General features: G+C 38.8%; 10 protein-coding genes. 3 read left to right on the plus strand and 7 right to left on the minus strand.

Going from position 1 to position 20,588, the window contains the following annotated elements:
- The first annotated feature begins 683 nt into the window (after positions 1-683).
- A complete protein-coding gene (locus BGO84_RS12265) occupies positions 684-3,200 on the plus strand; it encodes an ATP-dependent Clp protease ATP-binding subunit (RefSeq protein ID WP_252636663.1) in 2,517 nt (838 codons plus the stop codon).
- Positions 3,201-3,300: 100 nt separating this feature from the next.
- Positions 3,301-3,735 carry a VOC family protein gene (locus BGO84_RS12270; protein WP_291029517.1) on the plus strand — a complete coding sequence of 145 codons (435 nt, stop codon included), beginning with the start codon at positions 3,301-3,303 and terminating at the stop codon, positions 3,733-3,735.
- Between the two features lie 4 nt (positions 3,736-3,739).
- On the opposite strand, the gene BGO84_RS12275 is transcribed toward BGO84_RS12270, so the two are convergent.
- Positions 3,740-4,339 (minus strand): hypothetical protein, encoded by a 600-nt coding sequence (locus BGO84_RS12275; RefSeq protein WP_291029519.1) that lies wholly within the window; start codon positions 4,337-4,339, stop codon positions 3,740-3,742.
- 69 nt (positions 4,340-4,408) lie between these two features.
- On the opposite strand from BGO84_RS12275, the gene BGO84_RS12280 reads away from it, so the two are divergent.
- Positions 4,409-5,164, plus strand: coding sequence for a creatininase family protein (locus BGO84_RS12280; RefSeq protein ID WP_291029521.1), 756 nt, complete (start codon positions 4,409-4,411; stop codon positions 5,162-5,164).
- A gap of 146 nt (positions 5,165-5,310) precedes the next feature.
- Here the strand turns inward: BGO84_RS12280 and BGO84_RS12285 are convergent, their stop codons facing one another.
- The 6 genes from BGO84_RS12285 to BGO84_RS12310 form a co-directional block, all read right to left on the minus strand.
- The gene (locus BGO84_RS12285) at positions 5,311-6,903 is read right to left on the minus strand and encodes a glycoside hydrolase family 43 protein (protein WP_291029524.1); all 1,593 of its coding nucleotides are present in this window, start codon (positions 6,901-6,903) and stop codon (positions 5,311-5,313) included.
- A 123-nt stretch (positions 6,904-7,026) separates the two neighbouring features.
- Positions 7,027-9,228: a glycoside hydrolase family 3 C-terminal domain-containing protein gene (locus BGO84_RS12290; RefSeq protein ID WP_291029525.1), complete on the minus strand. Its 2,202-nt coding sequence runs from the start codon at positions 9,226-9,228 to the stop codon at positions 7,027-7,029.
- A 22-nt stretch (positions 9,229-9,250) separates the two neighbouring features.
- Positions 9,251-11,617, minus strand: coding sequence for a glycoside hydrolase family 95 protein (locus BGO84_RS12295; RefSeq protein ID WP_291029527.1), 2,367 nt, complete (start codon positions 11,615-11,617; stop codon positions 9,251-9,253).
- A 3-nt stretch (positions 11,618-11,620) separates the two neighbouring features.
- Positions 11,621-13,885: an alpha-xylosidase gene (locus BGO84_RS12300; protein WP_291029590.1), complete on the minus strand. Its 2,265-nt coding sequence runs from the start codon at positions 13,883-13,885 to the stop codon at positions 11,621-11,623.
- A gap of 104 nt (positions 13,886-13,989) precedes the next feature.
- Positions 13,990-16,173, minus strand: a complete 2,184-nt coding sequence (locus tag BGO84_RS12305) for a glycoside hydrolase family 3 C-terminal domain-containing protein (RefSeq protein WP_291029529.1) — start codon at positions 16,171-16,173, stop codon at positions 13,990-13,992.
- A 95-nt stretch (positions 16,174-16,268) separates the two neighbouring features.
- On the minus strand, positions 16,269-20,390 hold the full coding sequence (locus BGO84_RS12310) for a two-component regulator propeller domain-containing protein (RefSeq protein ID WP_291029530.1): 4,122 nt from the start codon (positions 20,388-20,390) through the stop codon (positions 16,269-16,271).
- Positions 20,391-20,588 lie beyond the last annotated feature (198 nt).

A 20,588-nucleotide genomic window follows, 5' to 3' on the forward strand; every position in this document is an offset into this window, starting at 1 on the left:
AGTGGGACGTTTTGATTGATAATCAAGGATAAATATTTTAGAAACCGGTATAAAATAGGAATGGTTGTCTCACGACAACCAATCTTCACTCCTAACCATAAATCTAATACCATGAAAAATACTTTACAAAAGTATGTATAATTTTTTATAAAACAAACTTAATGATATAAAAAATATAATTTTAACATTAATATAATTTTATTGTTTCGTTTTTAGAATCAAAATGTAATATATTTGTTTCTGTAAATAGTTAGTCTAAATTATAACTATCTGAGTCTTTGGCTCGAAGAATCGCATAAGAGATATTAACTATTTATATGGAATTTAAACATCGGGTTTTTATGACTAAAACCTTACAAATATTTATATTTGTTATTAGTATGCTTGATTGATAAATAGATCTTATTATTCTTTAAATACTTAATTAGCTCTCTAATTCTATAGCATAAATTTAGATTGTAATTGTTACAAAGCTAACACAGAGAAGTTAAGTTGTAATTAAAAGATTGTCCGCTTCAAGATTTTTTTATCATTTAAAGAATAAATTTAGCAAGTATCTAAAAAACATTATGGCATAGTTTTTGTTTCAATATTATAAATAGGTATTTTATTTTAATCTAAAAGGCTATTAGAAATAAAGCTTATATTTGCAACATACGCAAAGAACATCAAATAAGACGGTTATGGAAAATAATTTTTCACAGAGAGTTCGCAAAATCATGGGGTATAGCCGTGAGGAGGCCGGACGTCTTCAAACCAATTATCTGGCACCCGAACATTTGATGCTTGGTATACTTCGTAATGCAGAAGGATTGGCCATACAGGCATTAAAGGATTTTGGAATAGATTTGGTTGAATTAAAAGATAGTATTGATAATAATATATTAAAGCAGCAGGAAGATGCATATCCAAACAGTGAAGTCGTATTAAGTAAAAGTACTGAAAAGATTTTAAAGATGAGTATACTTGAAGCCAGGCTTACAAAAAGTCAGGAAACTGATTCCGAGCACTTACTTCTTGCCATTCTTAAAGATCATGACAATATAGCGGCGATGCTGTTGGAAGAATATCATATGGATTATAACGGAGCTTTCACTTATATAAAAAGTATGGGTGATATAATGCATGAAAATAAAAAGCAGTCGCCTCGTATGGGCGCCGACTTTACAGATGATGACGATGAGGATGATGAACCAATAAGCAGTGGAAACTCGAACGTTGGCACACAACAACCTCGTCAGGCTACAGATACACCTGTACTCGATAATTTCGGTATAGACATGACGAAGTCGGCTTTGGAAAATAAGCTAGACCCAATTGTAGGTCGTGAAAAAGAAATTGAACGTTTAGCTCAGATTCTCAGCCGTCGTAAGAAAAACAATCCTATATTAATAGGAGAACCGGGGGTTGGTAAGTCTGCCATCGTTGAAGGTTTGGCATTACGAATCGTACAGAAAAAAGTATCTCGAGTATTGTTCGATAAGCGTGTTATTGCCCTTGATATGGCTTCGGTTGTAGCCGGGACCAAATATCGTGGACAATTTGAAGAACGAATAAAAGCTATTTTGAACGAGCTATCAAAGAATCCTAATATTATATTGTTTATTGATGAGATACATACGATAGTAGGAGCGGGTGGAGCTACAGGCTCACTGGATGCTGCTAATATGTTGAAACCCGCTTTGGCCAGAGGCGAAATACAATGTATTGGTGCAACTACCCTCGATGAATATCGTAAGAATATAGAAAAAGATGGAGCTTTAGAACGTCGTTTCCAAAAGGTGATGGTAGATCCTACTACAGCAGAAGAAACACTACAGATATTGCATAATATCAAAGAGCGTTACGAAGAGCATCACAATGTGAAATATACTGAAGGTGCACTTGAGGCTTGTGTAAAACTCACCGATAGATATATTACAGATCGTAATTTCCCCGATAAAGCTATCGATGCTTTGGATGAAGCAGGTTCACGTATGCATATTGCAAATATACAGGTGCCTGTAGAAATTGAAGAAATCGAGAGCGAACTCAAAAATGTGATAGAGCAAAAAGGGGAGGCTGTAAAAGCACAGAAATATGAGTTGGCAGCGAGTTTCCGAGATACACAACGTCAATTGATGGCTAAGCTTGACAAGGCTGAAGTAGACTGGAAAGCATCGTTGAAAGAGAAACCGGAAACAGTAGACGCCGAAATGGTGGCTGAGGTAGTTTCTATGATGTCGGGAGTTCCTGTTCAACGTATTGGTGAATCGGAAGGCTTGAAGCTTGTAGGTATGAAAGATAGCCTCAAAGCTGCTGTAATTGGGCAAGATGAGGCTGTAAGTAAAATCGTAAAAGCTATTCAGCGTAACCGTATAGGTCTTAAAGACCCTAACCGTCCGATTGGTTCATTTATGTTCCTTGGGCCTACTGGTGTAGGTAAGACTCACTTAGCTAAGAAGATTGCAGAACAATTGTTTGACTCTGCTGATGCCCTTATCCGTATAGACATGAGTGAATACATGGAGAAATTCAATGTATCGCGTTTGGTCGGAGCACCTCCGGGATATGTGGGATACGAAGAAGGCGGATTGTTGAGCGAGAAAGTACGTCGCAAACCTTATTCTGTAGTACTGCTTGATGAGATAGAAAAGGCACATCCAGATGTGTATAATATCTTGTTACAGGTGATGGACGAAGGTCACTTGACAGACAGTATGGGACGTAAGATAGACTTCAAGAATACGATACTGATTATGACCTCCAATGTAGGTACACGCCAGTTGAAAGATTTTGGAGGTGGTATTGGTTTTAATAAGCAATCTGCCGCCAACAAAGAATTCTCGAGAAGTGTGCTTCAAAAGGCATTGAATAAGTCTTTCTCTCCCGAGTTCTTGAATCGTGTAGATGATATAATAACATTCGATCAGTTAGATAAGTCTTCTATCGAGAAGATCATCGATATAGAACTAAAAGGCTTCTATAAACGTATGTCGGAGCTAGGGTATACTATCGAGCTAAGTCAGGAAGCGAAGGATTTCCTTACTGATAAAGGGTATGATGTGCAATTTGGCGCTCGTCCGTTGAAACGTGCTATTCAGAACTACGTGGAAGATGAGATTGCTGAGTTAATCCTTTCAGGTGGAGTCGCAGAAAACGGGACTATAACTTTTGAAGTAGATAAAGAAAAAGATAAATTGAAAGCAATAGCAAAATAAATTTTCTTAAATATTTTTTGAAAGAGGAGTGGATACGTCCACTCCTCTTCTTTTATACAATATATAATCTTATATTTGGATATATTAAAGAATTACTATAATGAATCGGATAAATATTATTACACTGGGAGTAAAAGATGTAAAAGCCTCTTGTGCGTTTTATAAGAAGCTTGGCTTTGCAACTCCCAATATAGAAGACAATCCTGCAATTGTCTTTTTTAATAACGGCGGGACAAAATTAGCTCTTTACCCCCTGAAAATGTTAGCGGAGGATATCGACAGTTCAGCTACACCTGAGCTAAACACAGGATTCGCGGGATTTACATTGGCATATAATGCAAAATCGAAGGAAGAAGTAGATGCTATCTTTGCCGATGTAGAGAGTTTTGGCGGTAAGGTAATAAAAAATCCCCAAGCTGTTTTTTGGGGAGGTTATAGCGGATATTTCCGAGACTTAGACGGATATTATTGGGAGGTTGCTTATGCTGAATCTTGGCAGTTCGATGAAAATGATATGCTCCTTATAACAGAGTAACTTATTATAAGTTTCGAGCATGTCGCATCAACTCTTCTCTTATAATAGTGAGCTTTAAGTTTACTATACGATCCGCTTTTTGAAATTCTTCGCTGTCGTCAAGCTTTTTGTAGCGGCGAACAAACTCGTCCAGGCTATCGGTGTCTGAATATCCTTCGAAAATGATATCCTTAGCATCTTTTGCCTTTCGGATTGTTTCTGCGGTCTCTTTCAATGGAGGGATTAACAGCAATGTATCCAATACTATATTGAGATACGAGAAGTCTAATGACAGCCCGAAGTCTTTATCTTCAATAAGTCTTAGCCATTGATATATCAAACTGATATTCTCTTTGGTTACTCCCTCTATATGCATATAATTCTTGTCGAAAAGATCTTCCCTTATAGCCGATACTGCTCTGTTGAAATCATACTTCTCTGCTTCATAATACTTATTAGCCATTTCTTCGTCGCAGCCGGTAAGAGATTGGATTTCCTTTATCGATTTAGCTTTGAAGAGGTAGACACATTTTTCTACATCATTATCATTGTCTTTCAACATTTGTATGGCTTCACCCATTGGTATGGGAAGTATTTTTCTGAGCTCTATGATCTTTTCTTTCATCTGTTTGTTTTTTACCCAACAAAGATAAAAAGCTATTGTTATCTTTACAAATAATAAAAAAATAAGGATATGAACACGCGATTTGATATGCTGTCAGCAATATACAACGACACGAAGAATGAAAAGTACGATTATGCAGTGCAGCCATGGGGTGCTACCGAACCTCATAATTATCATTTACCTTATATGACAGATTGCTATCTGGCTCACGATTTGTCAGTAGATGCGGTCATTAAGGCATACGAAAAACAAAAAGTGAAAGGGATGGTATTGCCTGTAATACATCTTGGCTCGCAGAATCCGGGGCAAAGAGAACTACCTTTTTGTTTGCATGCCGGTTATGAGACGCAAAAAGCCATACTGTCGGATATCGTCTCTTCGCTGAACTATCAAGGCATACATAAACTTGTTATTGTAAACGGACATGGTGGAAATAGCTTTAAGAATATGATACGTGATCTGGCTGTTCAATATCCTGATTTTTTGATTGTGATAAGTAATCTGTTCGCCATTGTTCCTCAGACTGGGTATTTTGAAGAAAAAGACGACCATGCCGGCGAAATGGAAACCTCAATGATGATGCATTACCATCCGGAGTTGGTGAACCTATCTGTTGCAGGAGACGGAGCGTCTAAAACCTTTAGTGCTGAATCTCTTAGAGACGGTACTGGCTGGACACCAAGAAATTGGGCGAAGGTATCTCATGATACAGGGATTGGAAACCCTAAAAAGTCAACAGCAGAGAAAGGTAGGAAGTATGCCGATGCTGTCAGCCGGAAATTGTCTGAACTGTTTATCGATGTAGCTAAAGAGAGTATTTATTGATACAGTAAAGAGGTGGAATAATTGCTGTTGTTTTCTTTGTCATGTTGAACGAAGTGAAACTTCTCGTGTATTGAAGGTGGAGATTCTTCGTTACACTCAGAATGACAAAAATAGAACAATAACAATTATCCCACCTTCATCTTATATTATCTTTTTGCATCGTAATCGAACCAATCAAAATAGGCTTTGGCTTTACTTGGCTTCCCATTCGAAGATGTGTAAAGTCCTATCATCACTCCTGTAAAGCCACCTGCAACCTCAGTACTTAGGTACCGGGTATCTAGCCTTCCCAATTCATTGAAGTTATCGCTATCAGCTTCTGCGCAATAAAAAGCGTATTGCGAAGGTGTACCTTCAATCTTCAACTTCAGTTTATTACTTTTAACTTGTTTTTCTCCTGCAATGTAAGAAAGTGATCCCACTTTTACACGTAATTGCACTATATATTGACTGCCCGATTTTTTCAATAACAAGTCGTAGTGATGCGTATTATTTTGTATCAATGTCATTCCCGCTTCCTCGTTATTAGCAGATGAATTGAACTCTAAAAGAGTTTCAGCTCTGAAATCATGCTCTGTTTGTCGGCGGCAGATCATTGATATTGCCTCAGTTTCGTCTAATGTATATGGAGATGTACTGATTCTTATCCATCCTTTCTTTTCTGTCAACGAATAGTTTTCTCTGACAGGATTACGTACATATTGCCACTCGAAACCAAGTTTGTCTGCATCAAAGTTTGTACGTATAGCTGCTTTTTCTACCGGATGGAGTGGGAGTGTAGGAACGTCCATATTTAGCGATACAGTTCCGTTTCCGTTCACTTGTGGCCAGCCACCTTTAGGCCAGTCTACAGGAGCTAAGAATGTTTCACGTCCCAATACATGATAATATGCCCATTGATGCGTTACTCTGAATCCTAGAAATACCATCCACCAAGAGCCGTCTTTTGCCTGTACAAGATCTGCATGTCCTACACCCTGTATAGTATTGCTTTGCCCTCTTCTGTTGGCATGAGTCAGTATCGGATTTAATGGACATGATTCGTAAGGGCCGAATATATTCTTGCTGCGTCCTATCGTGGCACTATGCATATATTCTGTTCCTCCTTCACCCAGCAAAAGATAATAGAAACCATCTTTTTTGTAAATGTGGGGAGCTTCAGGGAAACGACCTCCTATGCCGCCCCAAACAAGACGTTCGGGAGATAATACCTTACCTGTTTTAATATCGATTTCTGTAACTCGGATACCTTCGTCTCCTTGAGTTACAAAATATGTTTTACCATCTTCATCCCAGAAGATATCAGGATCTATGCTTTTTATATCTACCCAGATAGGGTCGCTCCAAGGGCCTGCCGGATCGGTAGCTGTACAGTAAAAATTACCTTTGTCCGATACGTTTGTACAAATGACATAGAATAGCCCATCGTGGTAACGTATAGACGGAGCATATAGTCCTCCAGATGCTGAAACTTTTTGTAATGACAATTGCGAATCTCTTGTTAGGCAATGTCCTATTTGTTTCCAGTTTATAAGATCCTTGCTATGATAGATAGGTAGCCCCGGAAAATATTCGAATGATGAAGTTACAAGATAGAAATCGTCTCCTACTCTGCAAACACTCGGATCGGGATTGAACCCCGGTATTATAGGATTTTTGTATCCCGTTTGCGAAAAAGCCTGACTGATTAACAAAGTAGTGAGGCAAAAGAGAAAGAATGCTCTAAAAACGCTTTTCATGGTCTTCTGTTATATGATTGTTTTTCAATTTAATATAATAAAAAGGTGACAAAAGTGACACTTTTTTTAAAGATTCTGTTTGTCACCTTTCCATTTCTGTCAGGTTCCTATATAAAGATAATTTTACTTCACATTTATTGTTACAGAGCTTTTTACATCGGCAGATGATGCAGCACAATGCAATGTGAACTTATCCGATTCTACGACCCATTCGTGTGCTTTGTCATTGAAGAAAGCAAGGTCTTTGACAGGTATTGACAGTTCTACATTTTTAGTCTCTCCGGCTTTTAGGAAAACTTTTTTGAATGCTTTCAATTCTTTAGCAGGGCGTTCCATCGAAGGTTTTTGCTGTGATGCATATATCTGTACTGATTCAGCACCGTCAACATTTCCTTTGTTAGTAAGAGTTAGGCTTATTTTAATTTCGTCATTTTTAGTGTACTCTTTCTTGTCTGTAGAAGCTTTACCATACTCGAATGTGGTATATGACAATCCATAGCCGAAAGGAAATAATGCCGGAATTTTCTTTGTATCGTGCCAACGATAACCAACCAAGATATCTTCTTTGTATATCTGTTTGATGCTATCTCCCGGATAGGAAATTGTACCGAAAGACATAGCACCGTTATCTTCTAACTTCTTCGGAATACTGAATGGTAACTTTCCGGAAGGATTGATGTCACCTGCAATTACATTCGCTGTCGCATTTCCTGCTTCCGAACCAAGATACCATGACTGCATCAAGGTAGGTACTTTATCCAACCACGGCATAGCCACGGCGTTGCCACTGACGATAACGATTCCCATGTTCTTATTTACTTTCAACAAGTCTTCGATCAGTTCGTTCTGACCAAATGGCAGGTCGTAAGAAGTACGGTCTCCGCCTTCGCAGTCTTGTTGATAGTTCTTGTTTAACCCGCCGAAGAATAAAACAACGTCTGCATCTTTAACCAAAGCCAAAGCTTCTCGCTTCAATGAATCCGCGTTGTATGGAGACGGAATGAAATGATCATATACGCTAGGTCCTGAACCATACCCCATCGTGTAGAATACTTTATCAGCACCATATTTAATTTTTAATCCTTCGAGAGGAGAAACTTCTTTCTTTACTTTCAGTTCAGACGATCCTCCACCTACGGTTAAAGAACGGGTTGCATTTTCTCCGATTACAACAATTTTCTTGTAGCGGTCTTTAGCTATCGGGAAAAAGTTATTTGTATTTTTCATCAATACAATACCTTGCTCAGCCACTTCACGGCTTACAGCTGCATGTTCGGGTGTCGCAAAACTACCGTATGGACGGTTTCTGTCCATATTTGTTCTAAAGTTTAGACGTAATACTCTACGAACCTTATCATCGAGGGTAGACATCGGCAATTCGCCCTTTTCCAACATCTTCAGATATGGTTTTGCCAGATAGTAATTGTCGTAAGCAAAACTTTGACCCCATGTGAGCCCGTTAGTCCAAGTTCCCATTTCTATATCAAGACCGTACAACGCTGCTTCACGTGTGTCGTGGGCACTTCCCCAGTCTGTAACTACCACACCGTCATATTTCCATTCTCCTTTTAGTATCTGATTGATAAGTCTTTCGTGATGGCTGCAATACTGACCTCTGTATTTGTTATAAGAACCCATTATCGCCCATACCTTGCCTTCTTCTACTCCGGCTTTGAATGCAGGCAGGTATATTTCATATAATGCTCTGTCGCTCACTTCTACATCTATATGCCCGCGCCATAGTTCTTGGTTATTTAGGGCAAAGTGTTTCATCGTTGCAGCTACTCCGTTTTGTTGTACCCCTTTAACGAAAGGAACAACCATCTTAGAGGCTAAGTAAGGGTCTTCACCCATATATTCAAAGTTACGGCCATTCATCGGCGTGCGATAAATATTGACACCGGGGCCAAGAATCATTTCTTTTTTTCTGAAACGAGCTTCTTCTCCCAGTGCATTTCCGTATTTCAGAGAAAGCTCGGGGTTGAATGTCGCAGCTAAACATGTTAATGCAGGGAAAGCTGTACATGAGTCGTTTGTCCATCCTGCATGGTTCCATGTGTCCCAATCTATTTCCATACGTACTCCATGAGGGCCGTCGCTCATCCATATTTCAGGAATACCCAGACGAGGAACTCCGGGTGTACTAAATTTAGATTGAGCATGTATCATCGCAATCTTTTCTTCCAAAGTCATTCTTGATAGAGCATCTTCTATTCTGACCTCCATAGGTTTACTATCGTCGAGGTAGACCGGAATCTGTTTTGTTTGCCCGTTTGCTTGCAATAAGAGTAAGCCGAATAATACATAAAAAAATAGTTTCTTCATGTTTTCTGTAATTGTTTAATATTTATTTGTTTAACGTAATTTCAATTTTATTTCCCTTATTCAATGTCAGGTATAATCTATTACTTTCTATTTTATAGTTCTTTGTTCCTGCAATCAAAGGCTTTCCGCTAGGTAGTTTAATCACAAACTGATTGCTTGCAGTTGCCGTGATATGTATATATTGGATCTTGTTATCTTTCCATTTAAAGGAAATTTCTGCACCCCCTCTTACTTTCATGCCTCTCACTTCTCCGTTCTTCCACCCGTCGGGTATAGCAGGCAGTAGTTCTATAAAACCTTCATGGCTTTGTAGAAGCATTTCCCCTATTCCGGCTGATCCGCCAAAGTTGCCATCTATTTGCATCGGAGGATGTGCACTGAACAGATTTGGATAGGTGCCCCAGTTATTTTCAGCGGGTTTCAACAGGTCGCCAATCAGTTTATAAGCTTTATTTCCGTCTTTGAGCCGTGCCCAGAAATTAATTTTCCATGCCATAGACCATCCTGTCGACTGATCTCCTCGTCTTGTCAGGGTGACTTTAGCCGCTTGCATCAGTTCGGGAGTCTTTTCATACGTAAGTTCATTTCCCGGATGTAGTCCATACAGTTGTGATACATGGCGATGGTGGATTTCACTCTCTTCATAATCTTCGAGCCATTCCATTACCTGTCCGTATTTTCCGATTGAAGTAGGTGCTAGTCGTTCTTTCTTCGCTGAGATATCTTTGATCCACTCATTATCTACCTCTAATATTTTTGCAGCATTCACCACGTTTGTAAATAATTCACGAATAATCTGATTGTCCATCGCTGAACCTGCACAGATACTTACCACGTCTCCCGATGGTGTTATGTAAGCATTCTCAGGAGAAGTAGTCGGAGCCGTAACCAAATAGCCGTTGTTAGGGTCTTCGATCAGCATGTCCTCAAAGAATAAAGCCGCACCTTTCATTGTCGGATATACAGATTTTAGATATTCTTTGTCCTGAGTGTATAAGTAGTGTTCCCAGAGATGCTGGCACATCCATGCGCCGGCCGTGTTGGTTGCTCCCCATGAAGGGTGTTCTCCGGGAGAAGTGAAGCCCCATATATTACTCAAAATATGAACGACCCATCCACGGCTGTTATAATATATTTTTGCTGTTTTTTCTCCCGGCTCTACCAACGATTTCACAAATTCTATAGTCGGTTTGTGGAGCTCAGAAAGATTAAACATTTCAGCTCCCCAAAGATTCATCTGTAGATTGATATTCAAATGATAATCAGCATTCCAAGGGGTGTTTATTTGTGGAGCCCACAGTCCTTGCAGGTTAGGAGGGAGGCTTCCCTCTCGGGTAGACGATATCAATAGATAACGACCGTACTGCATATATAAGGCAGCCAGATCGTAATCTGTTTTGTCTGTTGCAAATGCTTCCAGTCGCTTATCTATTGCTAGTGAGGAATTCTTATTTTTTTCTAAAGTGAGATCTACACGATTAAAAAGAGCCTGATATTTTGCAATATGTTTCTTTTTTAGTTTCTCGTAATTGACTCCGGCATTGTTCAATAGCTCAGAAGCTGCTTTTTCATGATTTGTACCGTTGTAGTTAGTGGCTAATGAAACATATAGGGTGACTTCATTCGCATTCTTGATATCTATCTCCTTGTCTGTCGCGGATAATTCTCCACCCTTGTTTATCACCTTCACCATTCCCAGATATTTCATCCCCGAATGGTTTTCTCCTGCTTCCAATTGTCCAAAGATATAAAGCGTATTGCCACTCGCATAAGTTTTAAAATTCTCATCACGTTGCAATGATATTTTTAGGCTTAATGCTCCCGGCTTACTTGCTGCATATTTTACTAATCCGATGTCATCCGAGAAAGACGTAAAGTATTCTCGTTTGTATTCTACATCATTTTTAGAGAAAGAAACAGTAGACAGTGCATTATTCATGTCCAGCACCCTTTTATACTGTGTCGCTTCAGATTTGTCAGGGTATATAAAGTCTACATACAGATTCGCAAAAATCTGAAATTTACCATATTCCAAACCTGCACTTCCTTTGCCTTTGCAGGTGAAAGTTTTGTACATTAATTCCTGAGCCTCTTTATTCTTTTTCTCAAATAGAAGTCTTCTTATTTCACCTAGATATTTATAAGCTTCGGGATTATCAGCATCCTGCTTGTTGCCCGACCATAGAGAAATTTCATTTAATACGACTCGTTCCTTTTCTATTCCACCCCAAGGCATCATCCCGATTCTGCCATTTCCTAATGGGATTGATTCTTCCCATATGGATGCCGGCTTATCGAAATAGTATTGCCATTCGTTTTGTTTCTTTTGAGCAGAAAGTCCACTCCATGAAAAAATAAATAATAATAAAAATAGTTTGTAGAACTTCATTTTTTACTTGTTTATCCTATAATGCACACCTTGTATTTGTCCTTTTTCCAGCTGATAATTACTACCCGATTTTGTAAGAATAATATCTGTTAGTTTATTGTCTGACGGAAGACAAACGAATCCTGTCGCTTTTTCTTTGTCTCCATAAACTTTTAGTTCTATATCAGACCAATTGATTTTATCTGTAGATTGAGCGAGTTGGGCATGCGGGATAACAGCACCTTCGCGCACCAGAATGATAGCAGGAATTTTGCCGGCTTCTATCACATTCCATCCTTGTTGATATGTTTTTCCACTTTGATAATCGATCCAGTTGCCTTTGGGTAGATATACATTTCGTTCCGTTCCGGCTTCCATCATCGGAGCAACTAATATGTCAGACCCAAAGAGATACTGATCTTCTATGAGCCACGCTCCAGGATCGTCGGGATATTCCACAAACAAAGCCCGAACCATAGGCAACCCTTTTTCGGTACATAATTTAGCTTGTGCATAAATGTACGGCATTAATTTGTATTTCATTTCGGCCGATTCTCGAAAAGCTTTTACAAAGTTATCGTTATATAACCAAGGCTCTTTTGGTGGTGCTCCATGTGCACGGCTATGCGATGTCAAAAATCCGAAAGGTAACCAACGTCGGTACAGATTCTCGGGAGCAGCAACCACAAATCCTCCTATGTCGTGACTCCAGAAAGAGAAGCCGCTTAGCCCGAATGAGAGACCTCCGCGTAATGTCGCATCCATACCGATATCTGTATTCGCAGCATCGCCACCCCAATGGAGAGGATAGCGTTGGCTTCCTGCCCAAGCACTGCGAGCCCAGATAATATTTTCATTGTTGACTTCTTTGGTGATGTCTGCAACAGCTTTGTTGTAACGCAGTGGATACAGATTGTGTTCGTACCATCCACCACGCCCTGACGCATAAAATCCTTCCATTGGTGCGGCTTCTCCGAAGTCTACTTTTATTGCACCAACTCCCATTTTTAGTAATCCTGCAAGTTTGTCCTGATACCATTTTACAGTCTCAAGGTTGGAAAAGTCTAAAACTGCATCTTCATAAGGCATTTCTCCTTTTGAGTTTTTTACATGCAGGTTTTTCTCTATTATTTCATTGAAAAATTTATTTTTAGGTGTAAAATAAGTCAGCTGCCAAAGCGAGATATGGAATCCATCTTTCTTTAGATCGTCAATCATTTTCTGAGGATTGGAAAACCTTGATGGCGCAAATTTATAGTCGCATTGCCAGTCTGTTTCGAACCATCCTGTATCGAAATGAATAACATCGGACGGTATTTTATACGAGCGTAGCTTGGCTGCGACATCATAACCCTCGCTTTGCTCAAAGTAAGTGATTCGGCTCATCCATGTGCCAAACGACCAAAGTGGAGGCATAGATGGCTTTCCTACTATTTCGGTATATTCATTCAGTATGTCTTTCGGTTCGCCGATAAATATGAACAGATCGAGTGCTTCATCTCCCATGAACAGCTTGTTTGCACCTACATAGGTATTCCCGAAATCGCAAGTGACAGGGGCTGATGTGTGCATGAACATACCGTAACCTCGATTACTCATAAAAAAAGGAACAGGCTTGTACATTTGATCTGTTTCGGGACCTTGCGGATCAGTAACAAAAAGATTAACCTTTTGTCCTCTTTTGTCTAACTTGGTTACAGATTCGCCGCAACCAAATATTTTTTCTCCCGGAGACAATGAAAATACAGGGTTTATTGCCCGGCTATTATCCAATCCCCGTTTGATGAAGTTGAAAGGGATAACCTTTACTTGCGAAGAATCATTGTCGCACCAACGCCATGTATCGGTCAATCGTTTTCCTTTTTCGTCTCTCAACGTGATACGGAATGGATTTTCTTCAATTTCTATACTGCCGTAATTGCTTTTGTAAGTATGGGTATTTCCTGTTTTAAAATATTTCCACGAACTGTCTTTGCCCGGTTCTTTGACTAACATAGGAGAGTCGAACGGTTTAGGTTGGACAGGGGTTGTCAACATTCTTATTCGCAATGTGCGTGGTGTGACAAAATCTACCGAGAAGTCTAATTCGGGGTTTTGTTCATAGGCTTCGCCCGGAAAATCTAACATCTTTAAATCTTGTGGTAAGATTGTATTTACATTAAAAGCCTGACGAGTGTACAATGATGTTCGTTTCCACGAGATTTTCCCTTTCCCTTCTGCTCCGTTAAATGAAGCCACTTTGTCGGCAAAGAAAAATGTATTGTGAAAATCTTTAAAGTCGATACTCATGTCGATAGGTTCACCTAATATGCGTTTTTGTTGAGCCGCAAGCTGCGTGCTGAAGCAAATGATGAGGCAAAGAATAATTCGTATTTTCATAGGTCTTAGATTGGTTATTTTAGTTGTATTTCTTTTGTCAGCCTGATATCTTCCGAAGATGATCCTATCAAGAGATTCACAGTTCCGGGTTCTATTACAAACGAGTCTTTATCGTTGTCCCAATATGCTAGTTCTTCGGCTCTTAGTGTGAATTCAAAAGTTTTATTTTCTCCTTTTTTGACCATAATGCGATCGAAGCCTTTTAGTTGCTTAATCGGTCGTACAACTTTTGACTGAGGAAACGATACATATAGTTGGGCTACTTCTTCTCCATCCACATCTCCTGTATTTTTTACATTTATGGATAATTTTAGATCTTTTCCTTTAGAAAGAGTAGAAGAAGATAAAGCCATATCGGAGTAGGTGAAATTTGTGTAGCTAAGACCATATCCGAAAGGGTATAGCGGCTTTTCTTTTGCATACATGTATGTGCGGCCGTTCCGTATATCATAATCCATCATCGGGGGTAGGTCGGCAATGGATTTTACCCAAGTCTGATTTGTTCTGCCCGCAGGATTATAATCGCCGAAGATTACGTCAGCCAGACCGTTTCCGAGTTCCTGACTGTTGTTTGTAATATGCAGTATCGCCGGTATATTTTCTTGCGACCAGTTTATAGCAAAAGGGAAGCTGCTGACCACTACCATTAGGGTATTTGGATTCGCTTTGTGTACAATCTTTACTAAGTCTTCTTGTTCGAGTGATAAAGCTTTACGATCCACAGCCTCACGTCCGTCGCTCGGCACGGGTGAATATTTCCATTTAGGATCAGTACCATATACATGATTTCCAACGCATACTATGGCTATATCTGCTTTCTGTGCGGCAAGATAGGCTTTGTCCATTTCATTGGAAGGCTCGTATATAACTTCGACATTGTTACCGGCTGCATTTTTTATACCTTGTAGTATGGAAACTGTATAAGGCGGAGTGCCGCTATACCAGTCTAGTAATACTTCGTTGGCTCGTGGACCAATAACTGCAATCCTCTTGATGTTTCCCTTATTTAAAGGCAATAGTTTTTTCTCATTTTTTAGTAGCACGACAGATTTTGCAGTAACCAGACGTACAAAATCTTGTATCTCTTTATTTCTCCATACCGAAACTGTATCGGTAACTCCTATATGAGCATAAGGTAGTTTTGTCTGATCTCCATCTAGTAGGCCTAGCTTCAATGCGATATAGAAATTTCCCCGTATAGCCTTGTCTATATCTGCTTCTGTCAGCATCCCTTTTTCTAAGGCTTCGTATATGTATGGACGAAAATTATCAAGGAATTGTCCTACACCGGCTTTTACGATGGCGGCACTACCTTCTGTGTGAGTTGGGAATGTCTTATGTGCTTTTATCAACAGATCAAGAGCTCCTCCGTCGGTACAGATTATTCCTTTAAAGTTCCAGTCTTTACGGATGTCTTTCAAAATAGGGTGGATTGTCATGGGTATTCCGTTCCAGCTATTATAAGCTGCCATGAAAGCCTGAGAGCCGCCCTTTTCTATACCTTTTCGGAAAGGATATGAATAATACTCGTGAAACAGTCGATTATCAAAATTAGAGGATGTCGAATCGCGCCCATCTTCATTACTGTTTGCAAGGAAATGTTTCATTAAGGATGCCGATTTCCAGTATCGGGGATTGTCTCCTTGTAGTCCTTTTATAAAGGCTACCGCCATCTCCGATACCAGAAAAGGGTCTTCTCCAAAACTCTCCTCCGTGCGTCCCCAACGTGGGTCCCGGGCTAAGTCTGCATTGGGGGCACGCATCACCAAACCTCCTTTTGTATATCTTTCGTTTTGTGTGTAATATCTTATTTCTGTGGCTTCTATGTCAGCTACTTTTTTTATCAGTTCTGTATCCCATGTCTCACCTAGCCCATAGGCCTGAGGAAATGTAGTTGTAGGATATACATCCGGCACACGCTGATAATTTACCATTGTGAAACCACCCCAGTTACCCGGGCCTCCCAGTGCCATCCCGTGCAATCCTTCAGAATGTCCTGTGTTTCTAATTCCTAAGCGTGGAACGCCTAAGTTTGTGGATAGTGCATTTATTTTCTCGTCAATTGTCATTATAGACAGTAGATTGTCGAGGCGTTTTTCGTCGCTTAAGCTTGTGTTTTGGAACGGATAGACATATTGTGCAAATACCTCGGTATTCGCAAACAAAATAGATAGCAGAATAAGTAATAGTTTTTTCATGGAATAGATTTTAACCGTACAATACAAAAATATTACATTTTTAGCTTTAAATCTATTCCGTATGTTTCATAAAGGAGGGTAATATGTTTACTGGATCATTTCGATACGTTTTTTTTATACTCATTGGGGGTTACACCAAATTCCTCTTTAAAATACTTGCGGAAATATTTGGGATCATTAAATCCTACCTGAAAGGCAATTTCATTGACAAACATCTGGCTTTTTTCCAATAAATCAGCTGCTCTCTTTAAACGAATAAAGCGGATAAACTCAGAAGGGGTCTTGTCTGTCAGAGCCAATATTTTTTTGTAAAAATATACCCGGCTCATACCCATCTCTTTGCAAAGGTCTTCTACAAGAAATTCAGGATTTCCAATGTTTTCTTCCACAATCGAGATTGTTTTTTGTACAAACTTTTCGTCCATAGATGTTATCTCTATTTCGCTCAGGGAAATATCTATTTTCTTCTTGAAGTTGCTATGTATCTTTTTCTGCCTCTCGATGATCTTGGCTATTTTTAGTTTCAGCATGTCAATGTTGAAAGGCTTGGAGATATAATCATCTGCTCCTGCCTCAATACCCGAATATTTGCTTTCTTCCGACGATTTGGCCGTAAGTAGTATGATCGGAATATGTGATGTTCGTATATCACCTTTTACATGCCTGCAAAACTCATATCCATCCATCTTTGGCATCATAACATCGCATAATATAATATCCGGTAGTTGATCGAGTACAATGCTGTATCCTTCTTCTCCATCATTTGCTATAACGGTGCGATAATCGTCTATAAACAAGCTGGTGATAAATTCACAAAAGTCTTCATTGTCGTCTACTATTAGTAGAAGCGGAAGATGTGCCCGTTGCGCCGACTTTAAATCGAGCTCGGCTCCTTCTTTTATTTCGCTAATAGAAATATCTCCCGAATGTATAATGTCTTGGTTGCTTAACTCCTTATATGTCGAATTTTGTATAGGCAGTAATATTGTGAAAGTAGAACCCTTTCCTTCTGTACTTTCCACTTGTATTTCGCCTCCATGTAATTTTACATATTCACTGGCTAAATGGAGTCCAACTCCGGTTCCCGATTGATTGTTTTTTTCTGCTTTTTCTATTCTGAAGAAGCGTTCAAATATTTTCTCGAGATATTCTTTCTCTATGCCAACGCCTGTATCAGAAACTTTTAGGCATAGCTGTTTGGTTGGTGTATCTGTTTGTAACAGTTCGGAAATGCCAATACTGACATCTATCTGTCCATCTTCTGTATATTTGAATGCATTGGAAATCAGATTGGATATGATTTTATGCATCTTTTCTTTATCAAACTCCATCTGCAGTTCTTGCAGATACGTTGTGAATGTAAGTTTTATTGATTTCTCTCCTGCCAATGCCGAAAACGACTGACATATTTCTTTTGTAAATTCTATAATATTCCCTCGTGAAATATTGAGAGTCATCTTGTTTTGGTCAAACTTCCTGAAATCAAGTATTTCGTTCACCATGTTCAGCAAGTTTTTAGCATTCTTGTGCATGATGCTCATCGTTGCTTTTTGCTCGTCCGATACAGATGATTTCATAAGTTTCTCCAACGGTGTAAGAATGAGCGTGAGCGGAGTCTTGAATTCATGGCTTATATTGGTAAAGAACTTGAATTTCAATTCGTCTACTTCATGTATTTTCTGAGCTTCCAGTATTTTTTGAGCCTGTTCGTATTCTTCTTTTTGTTTATTCAACTTATATTTTATGAAAAACCTTAAGACCGTGATCGTGATGAGTATGTATATAATGGTTGCCCACCATGATAGCCAAAATGGGGGTTTTACTACGATTGTCAAAACAATAGGCTCACTGCTCCATACATTATCGTCATTGCTGGCGTAAACAATAAGTTTGTATGTGCCGGCATTAAGGTTGGAATATGACGCCGAGCCGATTCCGGTGCTTGTTTCAGTCCATTTGTTATCCAATCCTTCCAACATGTATTTATACCGATTCTTCTCGGGATGGATGTAATTTAGGGATGAAAATTGTATTGTAAAATTGGTTTCACCGTAATGTAAAACAATCTCATCGAGGTCTGTTATTGATTTTTCGAGAATAACACGTCCATTGTATTTTGTATTCGGTTTAATCACCTGATTGGTAATAAGAAGATCTGTGAAATGCGGTTTAGGTACATTTTTATTAAACACTATTTTTCTTGGATCGAAAGATGTATATCCTTTAGTGCTGCCTATGTAGATAATTCCGTCTTTGTCTTTAAATATAGCATTCGTATTAAATACCGAACCCGGCAGTCCGTCGTTAACATCGAAAGATGCGATTGTATACGTCAGTTTCTGATTGTCATACTTACAGTAGAAACAGACCAGTCCGTTTCGGGTTCCTGCCCATATATTGCCATCATTATCTTCTATGAGTGATACAACTTCATCACCCGGTAGTCCCTCGTTGGTTGTAATGTATTCAAATCGTTGTTTTGTAGGATAATATACATTGATCCCTTTGTCCGTAGCAATCCATAAAAGACCTCTTGAATCTACAATCAGATTGTTTATGACAATGCTGGTAAGGGAATCGAGAAATGTGTTGTTCGGAAAGTATTTTCTTACTTCTTTTTTACTTTCGTCTAATACGCATATTCCTCTGTCGGTACTTAGAAATATATTATTTTGAGTATCTACAAACATAGATACAATATAATTGGATAAAAGATCTTTACTGTTACTCATATTGTGATGAGTAAACGTATCCCTTGCTGGATTTAATTGATCTATACCGCCCCCAAGAGTTGCGATCCATAAATTATGGTCGTTGTCCTCGGTAAGGCTATAAACACTTTTGCTCGAAAGTGAATTTGGGTTTGTCTCATTCAATTGGAATTTTTTGAAACTTTTACCGTCAAAGGCGTTCAGCCCTCCCATAAAAGTTCCAATCCAAAGTGTTTGTCTGTGATCTTCGTATATTGATGTGATAATATCAGACGAGATACTTCCCGCATCGTTAGGATTATTACGAAAACGTTCTACTTTCTCCGTGCTTTGATCGTATTTGATAAGACCGGTTCCATTTGTCCCTATCCAAAGATTATTACTCTTGTCTTTGTATAAACTATTGCAGTCGAATATCTCTGCATTTTTGTTGAACATATAAAAGAGAGGCGATTTCCTAAATTTGAAAAGGTTTGGATGGTAATAAGATGCACCACTTTTGTATGTTCCTACCCATACTGTTCCGTTAGGTTCACTATAGAAACTGATGATAGAGTTCTGACTGATAGAATTATGATTGTATATATCATTTTTAAGAACCGTTATCTTTTGATTCTTTTTGTCCAGAATGCTTATTCCACCGTGATCTGTTCCTATCCATATCAGTCCGTTAATATCCTGTCCCACACATCTGACAAAGCTACTCGATAATGCAACCTTACTGTTGGTGTCCAGTAAAGTCCATTGTCCTTCTTTTGTATTTAGATATACTACGCCTTTATCCGCTATACTTGGATAAACCCAAATATCGTTATCAGAATCTATAAATAAGGATTTCTGTATTGTAGAGTTTTGGTTGTTGTCTTTAAAGAACGTATTTCGCATATCCACTTTGTTTGTCTGCATGTTTACACGTTCCAAAAGTCCGTCGTTGTGAAGAACCCAAATGTAGCTATCCTTTATTTTTATATCGGAGATATCAGACAGAGCCAGATCGTTTGTATTCTTCGATTGCTTGTAGATTGTTATTTTGTTAGTAGTTGCATCGTATTTGTGAATACCCTTTCCTGGATATGAAATGTATAAATCTTTCTTCTTGTCAATTTCTATAATAGCTGGTGCCGGAGGTAACCCTATATCGCTTAGCAGTGAATCTATATTGTTTATAAAAGATTCCGATTTCCAGTCATATAGCATATAAACCCCTGCACTCGACTGCAACCATAGGTTTCCCTTTATATCTTCTTGTATTCCTGTAAAGCGGTCGTACGATGGACTTTTACTATCATTCTTTATATTCTTATATGTTTTAAAGTTTATCCCGTCGTACCTGTTGAGCCCCATATTTGTACCAAACCATATAAAACCACGGCTGTCTTTCAAGATTGCTTCCACCTGATTGTTTGATAAGCCGTTTGTATTATTCAAATGAGAGAATTCAAATTGCTGGGCTTTTATGATAAAAGAGAATAAGAAGAATAGAAGGGTGTATAATGGTTTTTTCATTGCTAGGTATTCAGGTTCGATGGATACAAATTTATATAAATAAAGCGATTCCTAATGTTTTGTTAGCATTTTAATCCCTAAATGGAAACATTTAAACCCCTGTAGAGAATCTTTAACGGTTGCATTAAAAACATTTAAGAATGCCTCTCTGCATATTCAGGGATATTTTTGTATCAATGAAACTTAAACCATAATAAC

The organism is Dysgonomonas sp. 37-18 (genome assembly GCF_001899125.1).
Lineage (GTDB): Bacteria > Bacteroidota > Bacteroidia > Bacteroidales > Dysgonomonadaceae > Dysgonomonas.

Bases quoted from the DNA above. Each gene is read 5' to 3' on its own strand.
- BGO84_RS12265 (WP_252636663.1), top strand. From the start codon at position 684: ATGGAAAATAATTTTTCACAGAGAGTTCGCAAAATCATGGGGTATAGC.
- BGO84_RS12270 (WP_291029517.1), top strand. From the start codon at position 3,301: ATGAATCGGATAAATATTATTACACTGGGAGTAAAAGATGTAAAAGCC.
- BGO84_RS12275 (WP_291029519.1), bottom strand. From the start codon at position 4,339: ATGAAAGAAAAGATCATAGAGCTCAGAAAAATACTTCCCATACCAATG.
- BGO84_RS12280 (WP_291029521.1), top strand. From the start codon at position 4,409: ATGAACACGCGATTTGATATGCTGTCAGCAATATACAACGACACGAAG.
- BGO84_RS12285 (WP_291029524.1), bottom strand. From the start codon at position 6,903: ATGAAAAGCGTTTTTAGAGCATTCTTTCTCTTTTGCCTCACTACTTTG.
- BGO84_RS12290 (WP_291029525.1), bottom strand. From the start codon at position 9,228: ATGAAGAAACTATTTTTTTATGTATTATTCGGCTTACTCTTATTGCAA.
- BGO84_RS12295 (WP_291029527.1), bottom strand. From the start codon at position 11,617: ATGAAGTTCTACAAACTATTTTTATTATTATTTATTTTTTCATGGAGT.
- BGO84_RS12300 (WP_291029590.1), bottom strand. From the start codon at position 13,885: ATGAGTATCGACTTTAAAGATTTTCACAATACATTTTTCTTTGCCGAC.
- BGO84_RS12305 (WP_291029529.1), bottom strand. From the start codon at position 16,173: ATGAAAAAACTATTACTTATTCTGCTATCTATTTTGTTTGCGAATACC.
- BGO84_RS12310 (WP_291029530.1), bottom strand. From the start codon at position 20,390: ATGAAAAAACCATTATACACCCTTCTATTCTTCTTATTCTCTTTTATC.